The 17,281-nt window shown below is 66.9% G+C and carries 14 protein-coding genes and 1 pseudogene; 7 read left to right on the forward strand and 8 right to left on the reverse strand.

Annotation, left to right across the window (positions count from 1 at the left end; translation table 11 throughout):
• Nucleotides 1-27 precede the first annotated feature (27 nt).
• Nucleotides 28-1,110 (reverse strand): inositol-3-phosphate synthase, encoded by a 1,083-nt coding sequence (locus ACWGJY_RS02280; RefSeq protein ID WP_453258904.1) that lies wholly within the window; start codon nucleotides 1,108-1,110, stop codon nucleotides 28-30.
• A gap of 46 nt (nucleotides 1,111-1,156) precedes the next feature.
• The gene (locus ACWGJY_RS02285) at nucleotides 1,157-1,837 is read right to left on the reverse strand and encodes a PadR family transcriptional regulator (RefSeq protein WP_453258905.1); all 681 of its coding nucleotides are present in this window, start codon (nucleotides 1,835-1,837) and stop codon (nucleotides 1,157-1,159) included.
• A 361-nt stretch (nucleotides 1,838-2,198) separates the two neighbouring features.
• Here ACWGJY_RS02285 and ACWGJY_RS02290 point away from each other — a divergent pair, with 361 nt between their 5' ends.
• Both ACWGJY_RS02290 and ACWGJY_RS02295 read left to right on the forward strand, forming a co-directional pair.
• Entirely contained in the window at nucleotides 2,199-4,868 is a 2,670-nt protein-coding gene (locus ACWGJY_RS02290) for a transglycosylase domain-containing protein (RefSeq protein WP_453258906.1), read from the forward strand.
• A gap of 124 nt (nucleotides 4,869-4,992) precedes the next feature.
• A complete protein-coding gene (locus ACWGJY_RS02295; protein WP_453258907.1) occupies nucleotides 4,993-6,474 on the forward strand; it encodes a glycosyltransferase family 87 protein in 1,482 nt (493 codons plus the stop codon).
• A 94-nt stretch (nucleotides 6,475-6,568) separates the two neighbouring features.
• Here the strand turns inward: ACWGJY_RS02295 and ACWGJY_RS02300 are convergent, their stop codons facing one another.
• From ACWGJY_RS02300 to ACWGJY_RS02310, 3 genes are all read right to left on the reverse strand, one after another.
• The gene (locus tag ACWGJY_RS02300) at nucleotides 6,569-7,600 is read right to left on the reverse strand and encodes an alanine racemase (protein WP_453258908.1); all 1,032 of its coding nucleotides are present in this window, start codon (nucleotides 7,598-7,600) and stop codon (nucleotides 6,569-6,571) included.
• 65 nt (nucleotides 7,601-7,665) lie between these two features.
• Entirely contained in the window at nucleotides 7,666-8,784 is a 1,119-nt protein-coding gene (locus ACWGJY_RS02305) for a lipid II:glycine glycyltransferase FemX (protein WP_453258909.1), read from the reverse strand.
• A gap of 123 nt (nucleotides 8,785-8,907) precedes the next feature.
• The gene (locus ACWGJY_RS02310) at nucleotides 8,908-9,225 is read right to left on the reverse strand and encodes a hypothetical protein (RefSeq protein WP_453258910.1); all 318 of its coding nucleotides are present in this window, start codon (nucleotides 9,223-9,225) and stop codon (nucleotides 8,908-8,910) included.
• A 228-nt stretch (nucleotides 9,226-9,453) separates the two neighbouring features.
• Between ACWGJY_RS02310 and rpsF the strand changes: the two genes are divergently transcribed.
• From rpsF to rplI, 4 genes are all read left to right on the forward strand, one after another.
• Nucleotides 9,454-9,744, forward strand: a complete 291-nt coding sequence (gene rpsF / locus ACWGJY_RS02315) for a 30S ribosomal protein S6 (protein ID WP_006604399.1) — start codon at nucleotides 9,454-9,456, stop codon at nucleotides 9,742-9,744.
• An 82-nt stretch (nucleotides 9,745-9,826) separates the two neighbouring features.
• Complete coding sequence (locus ACWGJY_RS02320) at nucleotides 9,827-10,417, forward strand: single-stranded DNA-binding protein (protein ID WP_453258911.1); 591 nt, start codon at nucleotides 9,827-9,829, stop codon at nucleotides 10,415-10,417.
• A 111-nt stretch (nucleotides 10,418-10,528) separates the two neighbouring features.
• On the forward strand, nucleotides 10,529-10,765 hold the full coding sequence (gene rpsR, locus ACWGJY_RS02325; protein WP_003978893.1) for a 30S ribosomal protein S18: 237 nt from the start codon (nucleotides 10,529-10,531) through the stop codon (nucleotides 10,763-10,765).
• An 18-nt stretch (nucleotides 10,766-10,783) separates the two neighbouring features.
• The gene (rplI, locus tag ACWGJY_RS02330) at nucleotides 10,784-11,230 is read left to right on the forward strand and encodes a 50S ribosomal protein L9 (RefSeq protein ID WP_411143175.1); all 447 of its coding nucleotides are present in this window, start codon (nucleotides 10,784-10,786) and stop codon (nucleotides 11,228-11,230) included.
• Between the two features lie 74 nt (nucleotides 11,231-11,304).
• Here rplI and ACWGJY_RS02335 read toward each other — a convergent pair.
• The 3 genes and pseudogenes from ACWGJY_RS02335 to ACWGJY_RS02345 all read right to left on the reverse strand — a co-directional run bounded on the left by ACWGJY_RS02335 (nucleotide 11,305) and on the right by ACWGJY_RS02345 (nucleotide 14,874).
• Nucleotides 11,305-12,531 (reverse strand): annotated as a pseudogene (locus ACWGJY_RS02335) (IS30 family transposase).
• 94 nt (nucleotides 12,532-12,625) lie between these two features.
• On the reverse strand, nucleotides 12,626-13,495 hold the full coding sequence (locus ACWGJY_RS02340; RefSeq protein WP_453258912.1) for a trypsin-like serine peptidase: 870 nt from the start codon (nucleotides 13,493-13,495) through the stop codon (nucleotides 12,626-12,628).
• 41 nt (nucleotides 13,496-13,536) lie between these two features.
• Nucleotides 13,537-14,874: an MATE family efflux transporter gene (locus tag ACWGJY_RS02345; RefSeq protein ID WP_453258913.1), complete on the reverse strand. Its 1,338-nt coding sequence runs from the start codon at nucleotides 14,872-14,874 to the stop codon at nucleotides 13,537-13,539.
• Between the two features lie 476 nt (nucleotides 14,875-15,350).
• Here ACWGJY_RS02345 and dnaB point away from each other — a divergent pair, with 476 nt between their 5' ends.
• Nucleotides 15,351-16,808 (forward strand): replicative DNA helicase, encoded by a 1,458-nt coding sequence (gene dnaB, locus ACWGJY_RS02350; protein WP_359004881.1) that lies wholly within the window; start codon nucleotides 15,351-15,353, stop codon nucleotides 16,806-16,808.
• The last annotated feature ends 473 nt before the right edge of the window (nucleotides 16,809-17,281 follow it).

Consider the following 17,281-nt stretch of genomic DNA (forward strand, 5'->3'; position numbering starts at 1 on the left):
TGCGCAGGGAGGGAGGCGTCGGGCGTCTCAGCGCTCGACTTCGCCGTTGATGAACTTCTCGACGTTCTCCCGTGCCTCGTCGTCGAAGTACTGCACCGGCGGGGACTTCATGAAGTACGAGGACGCGGAGAGGATCGGGCCACCGATGCCCCGGTCCTTGGCGATCTTCGCGGCGCGCAGGGCGTCGATGATGACACCCGCGGAGTTCGGGGAGTCCCAGACCTCGAGCTTGTACTCCAGGTTCAGCGGGACGTCACCGAAGGCGCGGCCCTCGAGGCGGACGTAGGCCCACTTGCGGTCGTCCAGCCAGGCCACATAGTCCGAGGGGCCGATGTGGACGTTGTCCTCGCCCAGCTCACGGTCCCGGATCTGGGAGGTGACGGCCTGCGTCTTGGAGATCTTCTTGGATTCCAGGCGCTCGCGCTCGAGCATGTTCTTGAAGTCCATGTTGCCGCCGACGTTCAGCTGCATCGTGCGGTCCAGGACGACGCCCCGGTCCTCGAAGAGCTTGGCCATCACGCGGTGCGTGATCGTGGCGCCGACCTGCGACTTGATGTCATCGCCGACGATCGGGACGCCGGCCTCGGTGAACTTGTCCGCCCACTCCTTGGTGCCGGCGATGAAGACCGGGAGGGCGTTGACGAATGCGACCTTGGCGTCAATGGCGCACTGGGCGTAGTACTTCGCGGCGTCCTCGGAGCCGACCGGGAGGTAGCAGACCAGGACGTCGACCTGCTTGTCCTTGAGGATCTGGACGATGTCGACCGGGGCCTCGGTGGACTCCTCGATGGTCTGGCGGTAGTACTTGCCCAGGCCGTCGAGGGTGTGGCCGCGCTGGACCGTCACACCCGCGTTGGGCACATCGCAGATCTTGATGGTGTTGTTCTCGCTGGCGCCGATGGCATCCGCGAGGTCGAGGCCGACCTTCTTGGCGTCGACGTCGAATGCCGCCACGAACTCGACGTCACGCACGTGGTAGTCGCCGAACTGCACGTGCATGAGGCCGGGCACACGGCTCTTCGGGTCGGCGTCCTTGTAGTACTCGACGCCCTGTACCAGCGAGGCGGCGCAGTTGCCCACGCCGACGATGGCTACGCGAACCGAACCCATTCCGGTTGCTCCCTGTGTTCTCGATGAGGACCTGCACAGCAGAGCCTCATGTGGTGGTGTCATCGGACGGATCCGGCCGGGAACCACCCCGGTGCCGGGGCAGGCCGCCCGTATCTCCTGACTGGTTCTTCTTGTCCTGTGCTGCGGGCCCTGGTGCGCGCTGATCACGCCCGGCGCGCTCACTCTCGATGAGCTCGTTCAACCAACGGACTTCGCGCTCCACGGACTCCATGCCGTGCCGCTGCAGTTCGAGGGTGTAGTCGTCCAGCCGCTCGCGGGACCTGGCCAAGGAGGTGCGCATTCTTTCGAGGCGCTCCTCCAGCCGGCTGCGGCGGCCTTCCAGCACACGCACCCGTACGTCCCGTGACGTCTGGCCGAAGAATGCGAACCGGACACCGAAGTGTTCGTCCTCCCACGCATCCGGTCCGGAGTGGGAGAGCAGTTCCTCGAAGTGCTCTTTGCCCGATGTGGTCAATCGGTAGACGATCTTGGCTCGGCGGCCGGTCAGTGCCGCGGCCGGCACGTCCTCCGGGGCTTCGCCCGTCTCCTCGATGAGCCAGCCGCTCGCGACCAGCGCCTTGAGGCAGGGGTAGAGGGTGCCATAGCTGAACGCACGGAAGACCCCGAGTGAGGTGTTGAGCCGTTTTCGCAGCTCATAGCCGTGCATCGGGGACTCGCGGAGCAGGCCGAGGACGGCGAACTCGAGGATGCCGGAACGTCTGCTCATCCTCCGCCTCCTGGGTCCTGTGCGTTCTTTATGTCGTGCTGATGTATCGACTCGATACATCCAGACGATAGAACGGTCGCCCGAGCGGAACAAGAGGGGGCACGGTGAACGGCATCACATCACCGAATCGTTCTCATCAACCTGACTGATTTGGAGTGAATTTCAACACTGGGCAGGTTTTGGCCGTGCGTAGTCTGTGCGGCATGAAGACTGCCGGGAACCGTGGGCCTATATCTGGCGTCACCATCCTCGGTGTAGTGCGGCTCGCGCCTCAGGAGCGAGCTGTGCATCGGGGGGACCTGAAGACAACTGCCGCCTTCAGGCGACGAGATAGCGCGCCTGCCCGAGGAGTATTCGTTCCATGAGCGAGCACCGTCGCAAACCGCCACAGCCGCAAAGTGGCGGACGTGCCGCGGCCCGACGCGCCGCACAGCAGCCACCGGGGCGTCGTAGCGCCCCCTCACGTGGATCCGCTGCCGGTCCTGCCTCCCACTCCGAGCCGACCGGTCATGAGCCGCGGCAAGGGGGGCGTGCGGAGGCCCGCAGAGCTGCCCAGCGCAGCGGCCGCCGTAGGGCGTCCGATGCCTTTGAGATGGCTGCCGGTGACGGCGTCGGCGGCCGTGGTGGTGGCGGTCGGCGGGGCGGTGGCGGCAGCGGCCCCGAGGGAGGCCGTGGCCGCGGTCGTGGCGGCGGGAAGCCCGCCAAGAAGCGTCTGATCGACTACCCGCGCGCCAACCGTGTCGGGTGGCGGCGCTTTGTGCCGTCCTGGAAACAGGTCGCCAGCTTGAGCGTCGGCTTCATAGGGCTGATCGTGGGTGTGTCCGGGGTCGCGCTGGCCTTGGTGAGCGTGCCCAGTGAGAGTGACGCCGCCAAGTCGCAGAACAACGTCTACCTCTGGGCCAATGGCAAGGTCATGGCGCGCGATGGTGAGACGAACCGGCAGAACATCACGATCACCGAAATTCCCCGCTCGATGCAGAATGCGGCGATTGCTGCGGAGAATGCGTCGTTCCGGACGGACTCGGGTGTGGACCCGATGGGTATTGCGCGTGCGGTGGTCAACATGGCCAAGGGCGGCGAGACCCAGGGTGGCTCGACCATCACCCAGCAGTATGTGAAGAACGCGATGCTGAGCCAGCAGCAGACCCTTGACCGGAAGTTCAAGGAACTGTTCATCGCGATCAAGGTCGGCTGGTCGAAGAACAAGGACCAGATCCTTCAGGGGTATCTGAACACCAGCTACTACGGCCGCGGAGCCTACGGGATCCAGGCAGCGGCTCAGGCGTATTACGGGGTGGATGCCGACAAGCTGAAGCCGGACCAGAGCGCCTTCCTGGCTACCGTGCTCAAGGGTGCGGACCTGTACGACCCGGCGGGCGGCACCAGCCCGGGAGCCACGCGGGCGGCGAACACCAAGCGTGCCGAGGTGCGGTGGTCCTGGATCCTCGACCGAGAGGTCGCCAACCACCTCATGTCGAAGGCGCAGCGAGACACGTACCGCGGGCACTTCCCCACGCCGCACCTGCCGAAGCCGGTGGCCAGCAAGGGCGGCCAGGTCGGTTACATGATGGACACCGCGAAGAAGTATGTGCTGAAGCACGCGGGTCTCAGTGAGGCGCAGTTCGACAAGGGCGGCTATACGATCCGGACGACCTTCGACGCGAAGAAGACCAATGAGCTCGAGGGCGCGGTCAAGAAGGTCGACAAGCGGTACATCGATCCGAAGAAGCGTGACAAGGACAAATACGTCCAGTTCGGTGGTGCCTCCGTGGTGCCCGGAGACGGCAAGATCGTCGCCCTGTACGGCGGTGAGGGCTACGACAAGGGGCACTTCAGTAACAACGCCGACACCTTCGGCGTGCCGGTCGGCTCGACCTGGAAGCCGTTCGTGCTCGCAGCGGCAATGAGGTACGGAACGGCCAATAGCGGTGGGCCGATCTCGCCGGACAGCCGCTACAACGGCGATGATCACCTGAAGGTGAAGGACGCCAACGGTCACGACGTCATGAAGAAGGACAACTCGCCCTTCTACCAGGAGAACGAGAGCAATCATCCCTGGGGCTACATCCCCTTGACCAAGGCGATGGAACAGTCCGTCAACACTCCGTTCGTGCAGCTCGGCATGGATGTCGGGATGAGCAAGGTCCGGGACATGGCGGAGGCCGCGGGCATCTCGCCGGCCAGCTTCGACAAGAACCTCAACCCGTCCTTCGCCCTGGGTACCTCCACACCGAGCGCGATTCGTATGGCGGATGCCTATGCGACGTTCGCTGAATCGGGAACGAAGGTGGAGCCGTATTCGGTGACCAAGGTGACGTTCGAGGGTGAAGACCTGAAGGGCTTCGACAAGCCCAAGCACGAGACGGCGATGGATCCCAACATTGCCAACAACGTGACCAAGGTGCTGCAGAACGTCATCACGAACGGCACAGGAAAGCTGGCCAAGCGGCTGAACATGCCGGCAGCGGGCAAGACCGGCACCACCGACGAGAACAAGTCGGCCTGGTTCGTCGGCTACACCAAGCAGCTTTCGACGGCCGTCACCATGTTCCGTGAGGACGCACAGAATCCGCGTCAGCTGTCCATGAATGGCGTCGGTGGCTTCGACTCGATCCACGGTGGTGCGCTGCCCACGGAGGTGTGGACCGAGTACATGCTGCAGGCGATGCACGGCGTCACGCCCGAGACTTTCCAGCCCGCTACGCCCATCGGGCAGCGGGCGGACGAGGCCGGCATGCCGTCCCCGACGCCGACGCCCACGCCGTCGGATACGCCGTCGGAGACTCCGTCGGGGACTCCCAGTAAGTCCCCTTCCCCGTCGAAATCTCCCAGCCCGAGCCCGACAGAGAGCTGTTCTCCGTGGGACGTCAACTGCAAGAACAGCGGTGGGACAAGTAATGGCGGGGGCAACGGCGGAGGGCCGGGGGGCGGACCGGGTGGACCGGGTGGCGGCACCGGAGGCACCAGTCCGACGCCCGGCCCAACGGACACGAACGGTGGTGGAGGCCTGTTCGGTGGCCCGAACGGGTAATGGACCGTTTCACGTGAAACGCTGAATGTTTCACGTGAAACGCGGAGTCACGAAGCCCCCGCCCGGCTTGACCGGGCGGGGGCTTCGCCGTCTCCTGCACAGTGTCGTACGGCAGGATGGGCCCATGATGAGCGCGCGACGGGACGAGTCGGTACGGCCGACGAGGCGGGATGAGGTGGCGGCGGCCGGCAGCGAGCTGATCGGCGGACCGATCGGCCGACGCGCCCTGCTCGGGACGCACTGGCTGACGCCGGTGCGGATCATCGCGCTCATCGCCATCGGCATGTTCGCGCTCGGCATGGTGCAGAAGCTGCCCTGCTACAACGGTGGCTGGTTCTTCGGCGCCACGAGCCAGTACATCCACGCCTGCTACTCGGACATTCCCCACCTCTATGCGGGGCGGGGCTTCGCCGATGGGCTGATCCCCTATTTCGACCGGCTACCCGGCGATATGGAGTATCTCGAGTACCCAGTGCTCACCGGCCTCTTCATGGAGGTCGCCTCCTGGATGACGCCGCATTCAGGGGTCATCCAGGATCGCGAACAGATCTACTGGCTGGTCAATGCCGGCATGTTGATGATCTGCGCCGCTGTCATCGCGGTGTGCGTGACCCGCACCCACCGGCGACGCCCCTGGGACGGCCTCCTTGTCGCCCTGGCGCCGGCTGCCGCCCTCACCGCCACCATCAACTGGGATTTGCTGGCCGTCGCCCTGACCGCTGCCGGGATGCTGATGTGGTCACGCAGTCGCCCGCTGGCCGCCGGCGTCCTCATCGGGCTCGCCACGGCGGCGAAGCTGTACCCGGTGCTGCTGCTGGGGCCGCTGCTGGTGCTGTGCTGGCGCGCGGGAGCCTGGCGCGCGTACGGGAGGGTGCTGGCCGGCGCCGTGGCGTCCTGGCTGCTGGTGAATCTGCCGGTGATGATCACGCATGATGCCGCGGGATTCCACATCCGGGAGGGCTGGGCGAAGTTCTACACCTTCAGCCAGGAGCGGCCCATCGACTTCGGTTCCCTCTGGCTCCTGATCTCGCAGCGCACCGGCAACCCCCTGGAGAACGCCAATACCTACGCCACGCTGCTGATGATCCTGGGCTGTGGTGCCATCGGCCTGCTGACCCTCTATGCGCCGCGCCGGCCGCGGTTCGCGCAGCTGGCATTCCTCGTCGTCGCGCTGTTCATCGTCACCAACAAGGTCTACTCGCCGCAGTACGTCCTGTGGCTGACCCCGCTCGCCGTGCTGGCCCGGCCGCGCTGGCGGGACTTCCTGATCTGGCAGGCCTGCGAGGTCATGTACTTCCTGGGGATCTGGATGTACCTCGCCTACACGGGAAACGGTGACAAGCACCAAGGTCTGCCACCGGAGGGCTATCAGCTGGCCATCGTGCTGCACCTGCTCGGCACGCTCTATCTGTGCGCCGTGGTCGTACGGGACATCCTGCTGCCCGAGCGCGATGTGGTCCGCAGGGACGGGGACGACGACCCCTCGGGCGGAGTCCTGGACCGCAGCCCCGATGTGTTCGTGCTCGGCCGGGCCCAGCACCACCCCCGGCATGCCGTGCAGTTCGAGGCGGCGCCGCAGGTCCGCTGGGGCGTCGTGCGGGAATGAGCGGCCCCGGTCCCCTCCATGCACCGGGCCCGGTGGCGCAGAGAACGTCTGCGGCACCGGGCCCTTGGCGTGTCCGAGCTGGGGCGCGTCCGGTTCAGCGTTCCACGATGCGGTCGAACTGGGTGGTGGTGTGCCGCAGATGGGCCACCAGTTCCTCACCGACCTGCGGCTGCGGTGCATCTCCCGGCACGAACAGGATCGACACCTGCATGTGTGGCGGCTCCGCGAACCAGCGCTGTTTCCCGGCCCACACATACGGCGCCAGATTGCGGTTGACGGTGGCCAGGCCGGCTCGGGCCACGCCCTTGGCGCGCGGCATCACCCCGTGCAGCGCCTTGGGCGACTCCAGACCGACACCGTGCGAGGTGCCGCCGGCCACCACGACCAAGTAGCCGTCGGAGGCCGCCTTCTGCTGGCGGTAGCCGAAGCGCTCGCCCTTGGCGATCCGGGTGACATCGAGCACCGAGCCGCGGTATTCGGTGGCGTCGTGGTCGCCGAGCCACAGCCGCGTACCGATCCGCGCACGGAACCGGGTCTGGGGGAACTGCTGCTGGAGACGGGCGAGTTCATCGGCCTTGAGGTGGCTGACGAACATGGTGTGCAGCGGGAGACGGGCGGCACGGAGCTGGTCCATCCAGCCGATGACCTCGTCGACCGCGTCGGACCCGTCGGTGCGGTCCAGCGGCAGGTGCAGGGCGAAGCCTTCGAGCCGGATGTCCTCGATGGCCGCGGCCAGCTTCGGCAGATCCTCCGGCTTGACGCCATGGCGCTTCATGCTGCTCATGACCTCGATGACGACCCGGGCGCCGACCAGGCCGCCCACGCCCTCGACCGAGGAGACCGAGCGGATCGCCCGGTCGGGCAGCGGCACCGGCTCCTCGCCGTGGCGGAACGGGGTCAGGACGAGCAGGTCGCCGCTGAAGAAGTCCTTGATACGGGCCGCTTCATAGGTCGTCCCGACCGCGAGGATGTCGGCACCCAGGCGGGTTGCCTCGTCGGCAAGGCGCTCATGGCCGAAGCCGTAACCATTGCCTTTGCAGACCGGGACCAGCCCGGGGAACTGCTGGAGAACGCTCTGCTGATGCGCCCGCCAGCGCGCGGTGTCGACGTAGAGGGTGAGCGCCATGGCCGGGCCCGGAACCTTTCTCGTGGCTGGGGTGTGTCAGGAGTACGGACGGTGCGGTGAAACGGTCAGCGGCGCGACATATACAGGTCGAGCGCCTTGTGCAGCAGCTTGTTGAGCGGGAAGTCCCACTCTCCGAGGTACTCCGCTGCCTGTCCACCCGTGCCGACCTTGAACTGGATCAGACCGAAGAGGTGGTCGTTCTCGTCCAGCGAGTCGCTGATGCCGCGGAGGTCGTAGACCGAGGCGCCGAGGGCATAGGAGTCCTGCAGCATCTTCCACTGCATCGCGTTCGAGGGCCGGACCTCGCGCTTGTGGTTGGCGGAGGCGCCGTAGGAGTACCAGACATGGCCACCGACGATCAGCATCGTGGCCGCCGCGACGTTCTCACCCTCGTGGCGGGCGAAGTAGAGCCGCATACGGTTGGGGTCCTCGGAGTTGAGGGCCGTCCACATGCGCTGGAAGTAGCCCAGCGGCCGGGGGCGGAAGCGGTCACGCTCCGCGGTGATCTCGTAGAGCCGCTGCCATTCGGCCAGCTCCTCGTAGCTGCCCTGGACGACCTCGACACCGGCCTTTTCGGCCTTCTTGATGTTGCGGCGCCACAGCTGGTTGAAGCCCTTGTGGACATCCTCCAGCGAACGGTTGGCCAGCGGCACCTGGAAGACGTAGCGGGGCTGCACATCGCCGAAGCCGGCGCCGCCGTCCTCGCCCTGCTGCCAGCCCATGCGCCGCAGCCGGTCCGCCACCTCGAACGCGCGTGGCTCGATGTGGGTCGCCTCGATGTCTCGCAGCCGCTTGACGTCCGGATTCTGGATGCCGGACTTGATCGCGGCGGAGTCCCAGCGGCGGATGATCACCGGCGGGCCCATCTTCACGGAGAAGGCGCCCTTCTGCTTGAGGTGGCTGAGCATGGGCTGCAGCCACTCCTCCAGGTTCGGCGCGAACCAGTTGATGACCGGGCCCTCGGGGAGGTAGGCGAGATAACGCTTGATCTTGGGCAGCTGGCGGTAGAGCACCAGCCCCGCGCCCACCAGTTCACCGCTCGCGTCGAACCAGCCCAGACTCTCCGAACGCCATTCGGCCTTGACGTCTGCCCATGCGGGGACCTGCATGTGGCTGGCCGCGGGCAGGCTCTGGATATAAGCCAGATGCTGCTCTCGGCTGATGGTCCTCAGGGTCAGGCTCATGCGGGGCGCTCCTCGGCAGGTGTGTCCCCTTGGTCGGGGCTCCGGCTCTCGCGCCGAAGCCTACTGTGACCACGGAGCGCCCCGTCTGGGCCATACGGGCCGGGGCCCCGTATGCCGCATCGGCTAGCCGATAATGCCGCCGAAGAGGCCGCCATGAGCCAGGCCGATGTAGAAGCCGACGGCCGCTGCCCCGAGGCCGATGATCGACAGGAAGCGTTCACCCGTTGTCGACGAGATGAACTGTCCCCACAGGCCGGTGCCGATTCCGATCAGGCCGACCCAGGAACTGACCAGGTGCAGGCTGGGAGAGAGCGTGGTGAAGATGGCGATCGCGCCGAGGACCACGGTCACAATGGCGATGGTGTTTTCGACGGGATGGTCCTTGCCGTCGCTGTTGAGTAGCGAGAGCAGACTGCGCTGGGTCCGTGCTGCCTGTGCCATGCGGCACCTCCGATGACAGGGCGGCGCACTGTAACGCCGCTCACACCCGTTGTGTTCCAGATTGAGGGGTGGAGCGGGCGGATTTCAACCGGAAGGCTTCAGGAAGGTACTCTGTACGGTCTGCGCCCATGTCTGCCCGGATGACCGGACGGATTCGGCGTGGAACGCATACGACCCTCCTGCCACGGAACGACCGTGGCCGCTGAGTCCAAAGGAGGTGGGTTCTACATGCGTCACTACGAGGTGATGGTCATCCTCGACCCCGATCTCGAGGAGCGCGCTGTCTCCCCGCTGATCGAGAACTTCCTCTCCGTCGTCCGTGAGGGCAACGGAAAGGTCGAGAAGGTCGACACCTGGGGCCGTCGTCGTCTCTCTTACGAGATCAAGAAGAAGCCCGAGGGCATCTACTCGGTCATCGACCTGCAGGCCGAGCCTGCGGTCGTCAAGGAGCTCGACCGTCAGATGAACCTGAATGAGTCGGTCCTCCGGACCAAGGTCCTTCGTCCCGAGACCCACTGAGCGCGCAAGCGTCCAGCGGTAACCGGGTCCGAGTAGCAGCAACACCAGCAGCCAGCAGCACACCCGCCGAGAGGTTCCCCTAATGGCAGGCGAGACCGTCATCACGGTTGTCGGCAATCTTGTCGACGACCCCGAGCTGCGCTTCACCCCGTCCGGTGCGGCGGTCGCGAAGTTCCGCGTCGCGTCCACTCCCCGCACCTTCGACCGTCAGACCAATGAGTGGAAGGACGGCGAGAGCCTGTTCCTGACCTGCTCGGTGTGGCGCCAGGCGGCGGAGAACGTCGCCGAGTCCCTGACGCGGGGTACCCGCGTGGTCGTCCAGGGCCGCCTCAAGCAGCGGTCGTACGAGGACCGCGAGGGCGTGAAGCGCACGGTCTACGAGCTCGACGTCGAGGAAGTCGGCGCGAGCCTGAAGAACGCCACAGCCAAGATCACCAAGACCAGCGGTCGCGGTGGCCAGGGCGGCGGCGGCTTCGGCGGCGGTCAGCAGGGCGGTGGCCAGGGTGGCGGCGGCTGGGGCGGCGGCTCCGGCGGCGGCCAGCAGGGCGGCGGCGGTGCTCCCGCCGATGACCCGTGGGCGACCAATGGTCCTGCCGGCGGTGGTCAGCAGGGTGGCGGCGGTGGCTGGGGCGGTAGCTCCGGCGGTGGCTACTCGGACGAGCCGCCCTTCTAGGTCCGTGCAGCTGGCCCGACTCCGCGCTGTTTCACGTGAAACCGCGCGGCGAAGCGGCCAGGGGCCTTGAGGGCGTCAGCACAAACTTCTTGAACTCATTGGAGAGAGATAATGGCGAAGCCGCCTGCTCGCAAGCCTAAGAAGAAGGTTTGCGTGTTCTGCAAGGAGAAGATCTCCTACGTCGACTACAAGGACACGAACCTGCTGCGGAAGTTCATCTCCGACCGCGGCAAGATCCGTGCCCGCCGGGTCACCGGCAACTGCACTCAGCACCAGCGTGACGTCGCCACGGCCGTGAAGAACAGCCGTGAGATGGCGCTGCTGCCCTACACGTCCACCGCGCGATAAGGGAAGGGTGACCGAATCATGAAGATCATCCTCACCCACGAGGTCTCCGGCCTCGGCACCGCAGGCGACGTCGTTGACGTCAAGGACGGGTACGCCCGTAACTACCTGGTTCCGCGTGGTTTCGCGATCCGCTGGACCAAGGGTGGCGAGAAGGACGTCGAGCAGATCCGCCGCGGTCGCAAGATCCGCGAGATCGCCACGATCGAGCAGGCCAACGAGGTCAAGGGCCGGCTTGAGGGCGTCAACGTGAAGCTGGCCGTTCGCGCCGGCGACGCGGGCCGCCTGTTCGGCTCCGTCACCCCGGCCGATGTCGCCTCGGCGATCAAGGCCGCCGGTGGTCCGGACGTCGACAAGCGTCGTGTCGAGCTCGGCACGCCGATCAAGACCCTGGGCGCGCACCAGGTCTCCGTGCGTCTGCACGCCGAGGTCGTGGCGAAGCTCGGCGTCGAGGTCGTCGCCGCGTAAGCGCAGCACCACGCCGAAGGGCCGCCTCCCGGTGAGGCGGTTTCTAGCGGTCGTTGCAACACGTGGTCGGTTGTTTAGGCCGCGAGCAGTTTATGCAGGCGCTCGGCTGGGGTTTCCCAGCCGAGCGTTTTGCGTGGGCGGCGGTTGAGCTGGTCGGCGACGGCGGCAAGGTGTTCGGGTGCATGGGCGGAGAGGTCGGTGCCCTTGGGGAAGTACTTCCGCAGCAGGCCGTTCGTGTTCTCGTTCGAGCCGCGCTGCCAGGGGCTGGCGGGGTCGCAGAAGTAGACCGGGATGTCGGTCGCGAGGGTGAATTCCGCGTGCCGGGCCATCTCGCTGCCCTGGTCCCAGGTCAGGGACCGTTTGAGATGGGCGGGCAGGGTCTGGACGGTGGTGGTCAGTGAGCCCAGGACGGCCTCGGCCCCGTGGTCGCCCGGCAGGTGCAGGAGCATCACATAGCGGGTGGCACGTTCGACCAGGGTGCCGATCGCGGACTTGCCGTCCTTGCCGATGATCAGGTCGCCCTCCCAGTGGCCGGGCAGGGCCCGGTCATCGGCCTCGGCGGGCCGTTCGCTGATCATCACCATCGGGGTGGTGAAGCGCGGCTGGCGGCAGTTGGCCTGCCGCTGGGGCCTGCGGCGGGCACGTCCACTGCGCAGGGCTCCGGCAAGCTCGCGCCGCAGCTGGCCTTTGCCCTGGACGTAGAGCGCCTGGTAGACGGTCTCGTGGACCACGTGCATCTCCGGCCGGTCGGGGAACAGCTGCCGAAGAGCGTGACAGATCTGCTCCGGGCTCCACTTCTCCTCCAGCATGGCCTGGACGGCGTGCCGCAGCTCTGGGTTCCCACTGATCTTGCGGTGCTTGGGGCGGGGCCGGCGGGCGTCCGCGCGGGCCTGGGCCGCGTGCGGCCGGTAGTGCCACTGACCGCGAGTCCCGGTGGTGCGGTTGCGGCGGGTCTACCGGCTGATCGTGGACGGACTACGGCCCAGCTCGGCCGCGATCACCCGCACAGTCGCCTTCTCCCGCAACCGGTCGGCGATGTGGATCCGCTCGTCCTCGCGCAGATACCTGGACGCACCAGAAGGCGGCACCACCGAACGAATCGGTGGTGCCGCCTTCTGCCGACGGTCGGCACTGCGACCGTTGCGCCACTTCCGGCCGGTCCGCGTGTCGATACCGACGATCCGGCACGCCTCCGAGTTGCTGTAGCCCTGCTGCATGAGCCGGGAGTATGCCGCCCTCTCCCGGCTCAGTTTCACAGGGCCCTGAGCAGCAGACCGGACCTTGCGGATTTCGAAGTCCATCGCATCCCCTGAACTGGGGTGTTGCAACGACTCCTAGAACCCAAGTGACGGGATGCGGCCCTTTGCCGTGTCCGGGGCAGGTGACGGACCGCTGTCAGTCCTCGTCCTGCGCGTGCCTGTAGAGCTTGGCGACGTCGTCGTCGAAGTAGGTGGCGTAGGAGACATCGTCCTGGTCGCCGCCGCCTTCGTGGCCGCCGAGGACCCCGATGACCGTGCCCGTGTGGCTCTTGGGGTCGTAGTCGGCCAGCCAGGGGCTGCCGCTCGTACCGCCCTCGAAGTCGGTGCACTGGATCCGCAGCTGGGTGTCGCTGTACTTGGTGGTGCGGTTCTGGCAGGAGATCGGGGTGTCACGGCTGGTGGGGTAGCCGGTGATCTTGACCTCGTTGTCGAAGCCGCGGTCGATGCCGAGGGTGTTGCCGCCCAGCACGTCCTGGATCTGCTTGCCGTTGTTCTTGTCGAGCACGAGGAACGCGACATCGAGATTCTCGTCCTGCGACTTGGCCCAGCGGTCGTCGACGATCACCTTCTTGACCTTCCACAGGCCGGTGGGCTCATCGCCGTTGCGGTAGTCCGGCGCGAAGACGAGATCGTTGACGGTCTTCCCGGCGTCGGCGTCGAAGGCGCAGTGCGCCGCGGTGATGAGCATGTTCCGGGCCGGGCTCTGCACCACGCTCGCGGTGCAGAAGTGGTCGCCGGAGTCGTCTTTCTCGAAGACTGCGCCGACCCGGGCGTTCTGCTCGGTTCTGCGTGGGGTGTACGCACTGCCGTCATGGGCCGGGGCCGTCGCGGCGGGATCCTGATCCTGAGGGTTTTGGCCGGATTCGCCGGACTTGCCGAAGCTGCTGCGACCACTGACGGCGCTTCTGCTCGTATCGGCTTCCTCCGAGGCGTAGCCCACCACGGCAGCAGCCACGATGACGACGAACGTCAGGGGCAGCACGGACTTCCTGGCAAACGAGCGCACACGGTCATTATTGACTCGGGCTGCGTATTGCGGGAGGTGGTTCAGCGCGAGGCTCCGGTCACAATCCACCGGCCCGAGCGGGTGCGCAGCCAGAGTGTCAGCATGCGGACGGTCATCATCAGCGCCATCGCCCACCACAGCGCGACCAGTCCGCCGCCGAGGATGGGTACGGCCAGGGCGAGCGGAGCGAAAAGCGCCAGCGTCACCACCATGGCCCCGGCGAGATACGGCCCGTCCCCCGCGCCCATGAGTACGCCGTCGAGGATGAAGACGATGCCGGACACCGGTTGTGTCACGGCCACGACCAGCAACGTGCTCAGCAGCGGACCCTGCACGGCAGGGTCGGAGGTGAACAGGGGGATGAACAGGGGGCGCGCGAGCGCGACCAGCACCCCGAGGACCAGGCCGGCGGCGATGCCCCACTGGACCATGCGGCGGCAGGCGGCCCTGGCACCGTCGCGGTCCCCCGCACCGAGGTAGCGGCCTATGATGGCCTGCCCGGCGATGGCGATGGCGTCCAGCGCGAAGGCCAGCAGGGACCACAGCGTGAGCACGATCTGGTGGGCGGCGATCTCGGCGTCGCCGAGCCGGGCGGCGACGGCGGTGGCGATCATCAGCACAGCGCGCAGCGAGAGCGTACGGACCAGCAACGGGACGCCCGCCTGGGCCGAGGCGCAGATCCCCGCGGCGTCCGGGCGCAGTGCGGCGCCGTGCCGTCGCGCACCGCGGACGACCACGGCGAGGTAGACGAGGGCCATGGCGCACTGGGCGATGACCGTGCCCCAGGCGGAGCCCGCGATGCCGAGACCGGCGCCGTAGACCAGGCAGATGTTGAGGGCGGCGTTGGCGGAGAAGCCGCCGATGGCGACACAGAGCGGGGTCCTGGTGTCCTGGAGCCCGCGGAGCACGCCGGTGGCGGCCAGCACGACGAGCATCGCGGGGATGCCGAGCGCGCTGATGCGCAGATACGTCGTGGCGTACGGGGCGGCGGTGCCGGAGGCGCCGAAGGCCTCGATGAGCCAGGGGGCCGCGGGCAGCACGGTCACGATGACGGCGGCGCCGAGCAGCAGGGCGAGCCAGATGCCGTCGATGCCCTGCCGGATGGCGGCGGGGAGGTCGCCGGCGCCTACCCTGCGGGCGACCGCGGCGGTGGTGGCGTAGGCGAGGAAGACGAAGACGGAGACGGCGGTGGTGAGCAGGGCGGCGGCGACGCCGAGGCCGGCGAGCTGGGGGGTGCCGAGGTGGCCGATGACGGCGCTGTCGACCATGACGAAGAGAGGTTCCGCGACCAGTGAGCCGAACGCAGGCAGGGCGAGGGCGATGATCTCGCGGTCATGGCGGCGGTCGGTGCGCCGCGGTGTCGCGGGAGCCTGGGTCATGGCGTCAATGTAATCGTCCACAGGTAAGAGATGCAAGCCGCTTGCAGTCCTTACTTTCCGCTGTGCGGAGTTGCCTTCCCTGTGCCGTTTGTTGCGATCTTGAGCCGTTGGCAGAAGTTTTTCTCCCCCACAGCCTATGGATGAGAAAGCTGCAGGTCAGAGGGGTAAGGGTGGGGTGATTGTGTGCTTGTCCACAGAAGTTTCCCCCGTGCCGTGCACAGGATCCGGGGACTTCTCCACAGCTGTAGGCCAGTCATCCACATGGCCTGTGGATAACCAGATTGGCGGACGGTGCCCACGGGCCTACCGTGGTCCGGCACCCGCCGCCTGTTCCGGCCTGAGAAATCGTCCGAACTCGACGCGCCGTAACCGGAGTCGGGCGTCTCGATTGTCAGAGCTGTGCCGTAAGAAAGAACAGCACAGCAAGGTCCGCGTCGCGGACGGGAGGAGGTGCCGGGGTGAGCATTCCCGAGCCCATGGAGGACCCCTGGGCGGACTCCGGTCCCAGCGACCTGCTGCCGGCCGCCCGCTCCCGTAGGGGCGAGGGCAAGGGCCGTGGCCGCGGTGACCGCCAGGAGCGCGACGACGACGGCGGTTCCTGGGCCGGCGGTTTCGAGCGGGTGCCCCCGCAAGACCTGGACGCCGAGCAGTCCGTGCTCGGTGGCATGCTGCTGTCCAAGGACGCGATTGCCGATGTCGTCGAGGTGCTCAAAGGGGAGGACTTCTACCGTCCCGCCCATGAGCTGGTCTTCCAGGCGATTCTCGATCTCTACGCCAAGGGCGAGCCGGCCGACCCGATCACCATTGCCGCGGAGCTGACCAAGCGCGGTGAGATCGCGCGGGTCGGCGGCGCCTCGTATCTGCACACCCTCGTCCAGTCCGTACCGACCGCCGCGAACGCCGAGTACTACGCCGAGATCGTCCACGAGCGTGCGGTGCTGCGCCGGCTGGTCGAGGCGGGCACCCGTATCACGCAGATGGGATACGCCGCGGACGGCGATGTCGACGAGATCGTCAACAGCGCCCAGGCGGAGATCTACGCCGTCACCGAGCAGCGGACCAGCGAGGACTACCTGCCGCTCGGCGACATCATGGAGGGCGCCCTCGACGAGATCGAGGCGATCGGCTCACGCCAGGGACAGATGACGGGAGTGCCGACCGGCTTCACCGACCTGGATTCCCTGACGAACGGCCTGCACCCGGGACAGATGATCGTGATCGCGGCCCGTCCCGCCATGGGTAAGTCGACCCTTGCGCTGGACTTCGCGCGGGCCTGCTCGATCAAGAGCAATCTGCCGAGTGTGATCTTCTCGCTGGAAATGGGGCGCAACGAGATCGCGATGCGTCTGCTGTCCGCCGAGGCACGGGTCGCGCTGCATCACATGCGCTCCGGCAGCATGACGGACGAGGACTGGACGCGGCTGGCGCGCCGGATGCCGGATGTCTCGGCCGCGCCGCTGTACATCGACGACTCGCCGAACCTGTCGATGATGGAGATCCGCGCGAAGTGCCGCCGGCTCAAGCAGCGCAATGAGCTCAAGCTGGTGGTCATCGACTATCTGCAGCTGATGCAGTCCGGTGGCTCGAAGCGTGCCGAGAGCCGCCAGCAGGAGGTCTCGGACATGTCCCGAAACCTCAAGCTGCTGGCGAAGGAGCTGGAGCTCCCGGTCATCGCGCTCTCCCAGCTGAACCGTGGCCCCGAACAGCGCACGGACAAGAAGCCGATGGTCTCCGACCTCCGTGAGTCCGGTTCGATCGAGCAGGACGCCGACATGGTCATCCTGCTGCACCGCGAGGATGCCTACGAGAAGGAATCCCCGCGCGCCGGTGAGGCCGACCTCATCGTGGCGAAGCACCGTAACGGCCCCACGGCGACGATCACGGTCGCGTTCCAGGGTCACTACTCACGATTCGTGGACATGGCACAGACGTGAGGGACGCGTGTTGTAGGGTCTCAGATTTCATGTCGGAATCTCAGGGCTGATGTCGGGTCAGAGTCGGATACGACACGGTCTTGAGACTCACAGCTCGGAGCGTTCACTCTTCCGGTTGGCGTGAGGGGGGACCTCTCCACGCGGGAGCGAGCGCTGGCACCTGAGACCACGAGAAGAACCGCAGCCTCGCACAGCATCTGCGGCGGCACCGCCGTGTGATCGGGGACCCCGTTGTGGCCCGGCGCGGCGCCGGTGGCGTGGGGGAGTGCGGTGTTCAGGCTCTCGGCGTACGTGCCGTGGCCGTCGCCCACCATCCGACCATCGCTGTCACCGAACAGCACGAAGGCGGCCCCTCCCCGTTCAGGGGGTAGAGGGGCCGCCTTCGTCCGTCACGTCGGCGGAACGCCGGGTGCGGGTGCGGCGTCCGGTTTCTCCGATGTGCGCGCGGCCAAGGAGACCGTGGCCTCGGTGGA

This window comes from Streptomyces sp. NPDC054765, from assembly GCF_053612065.1.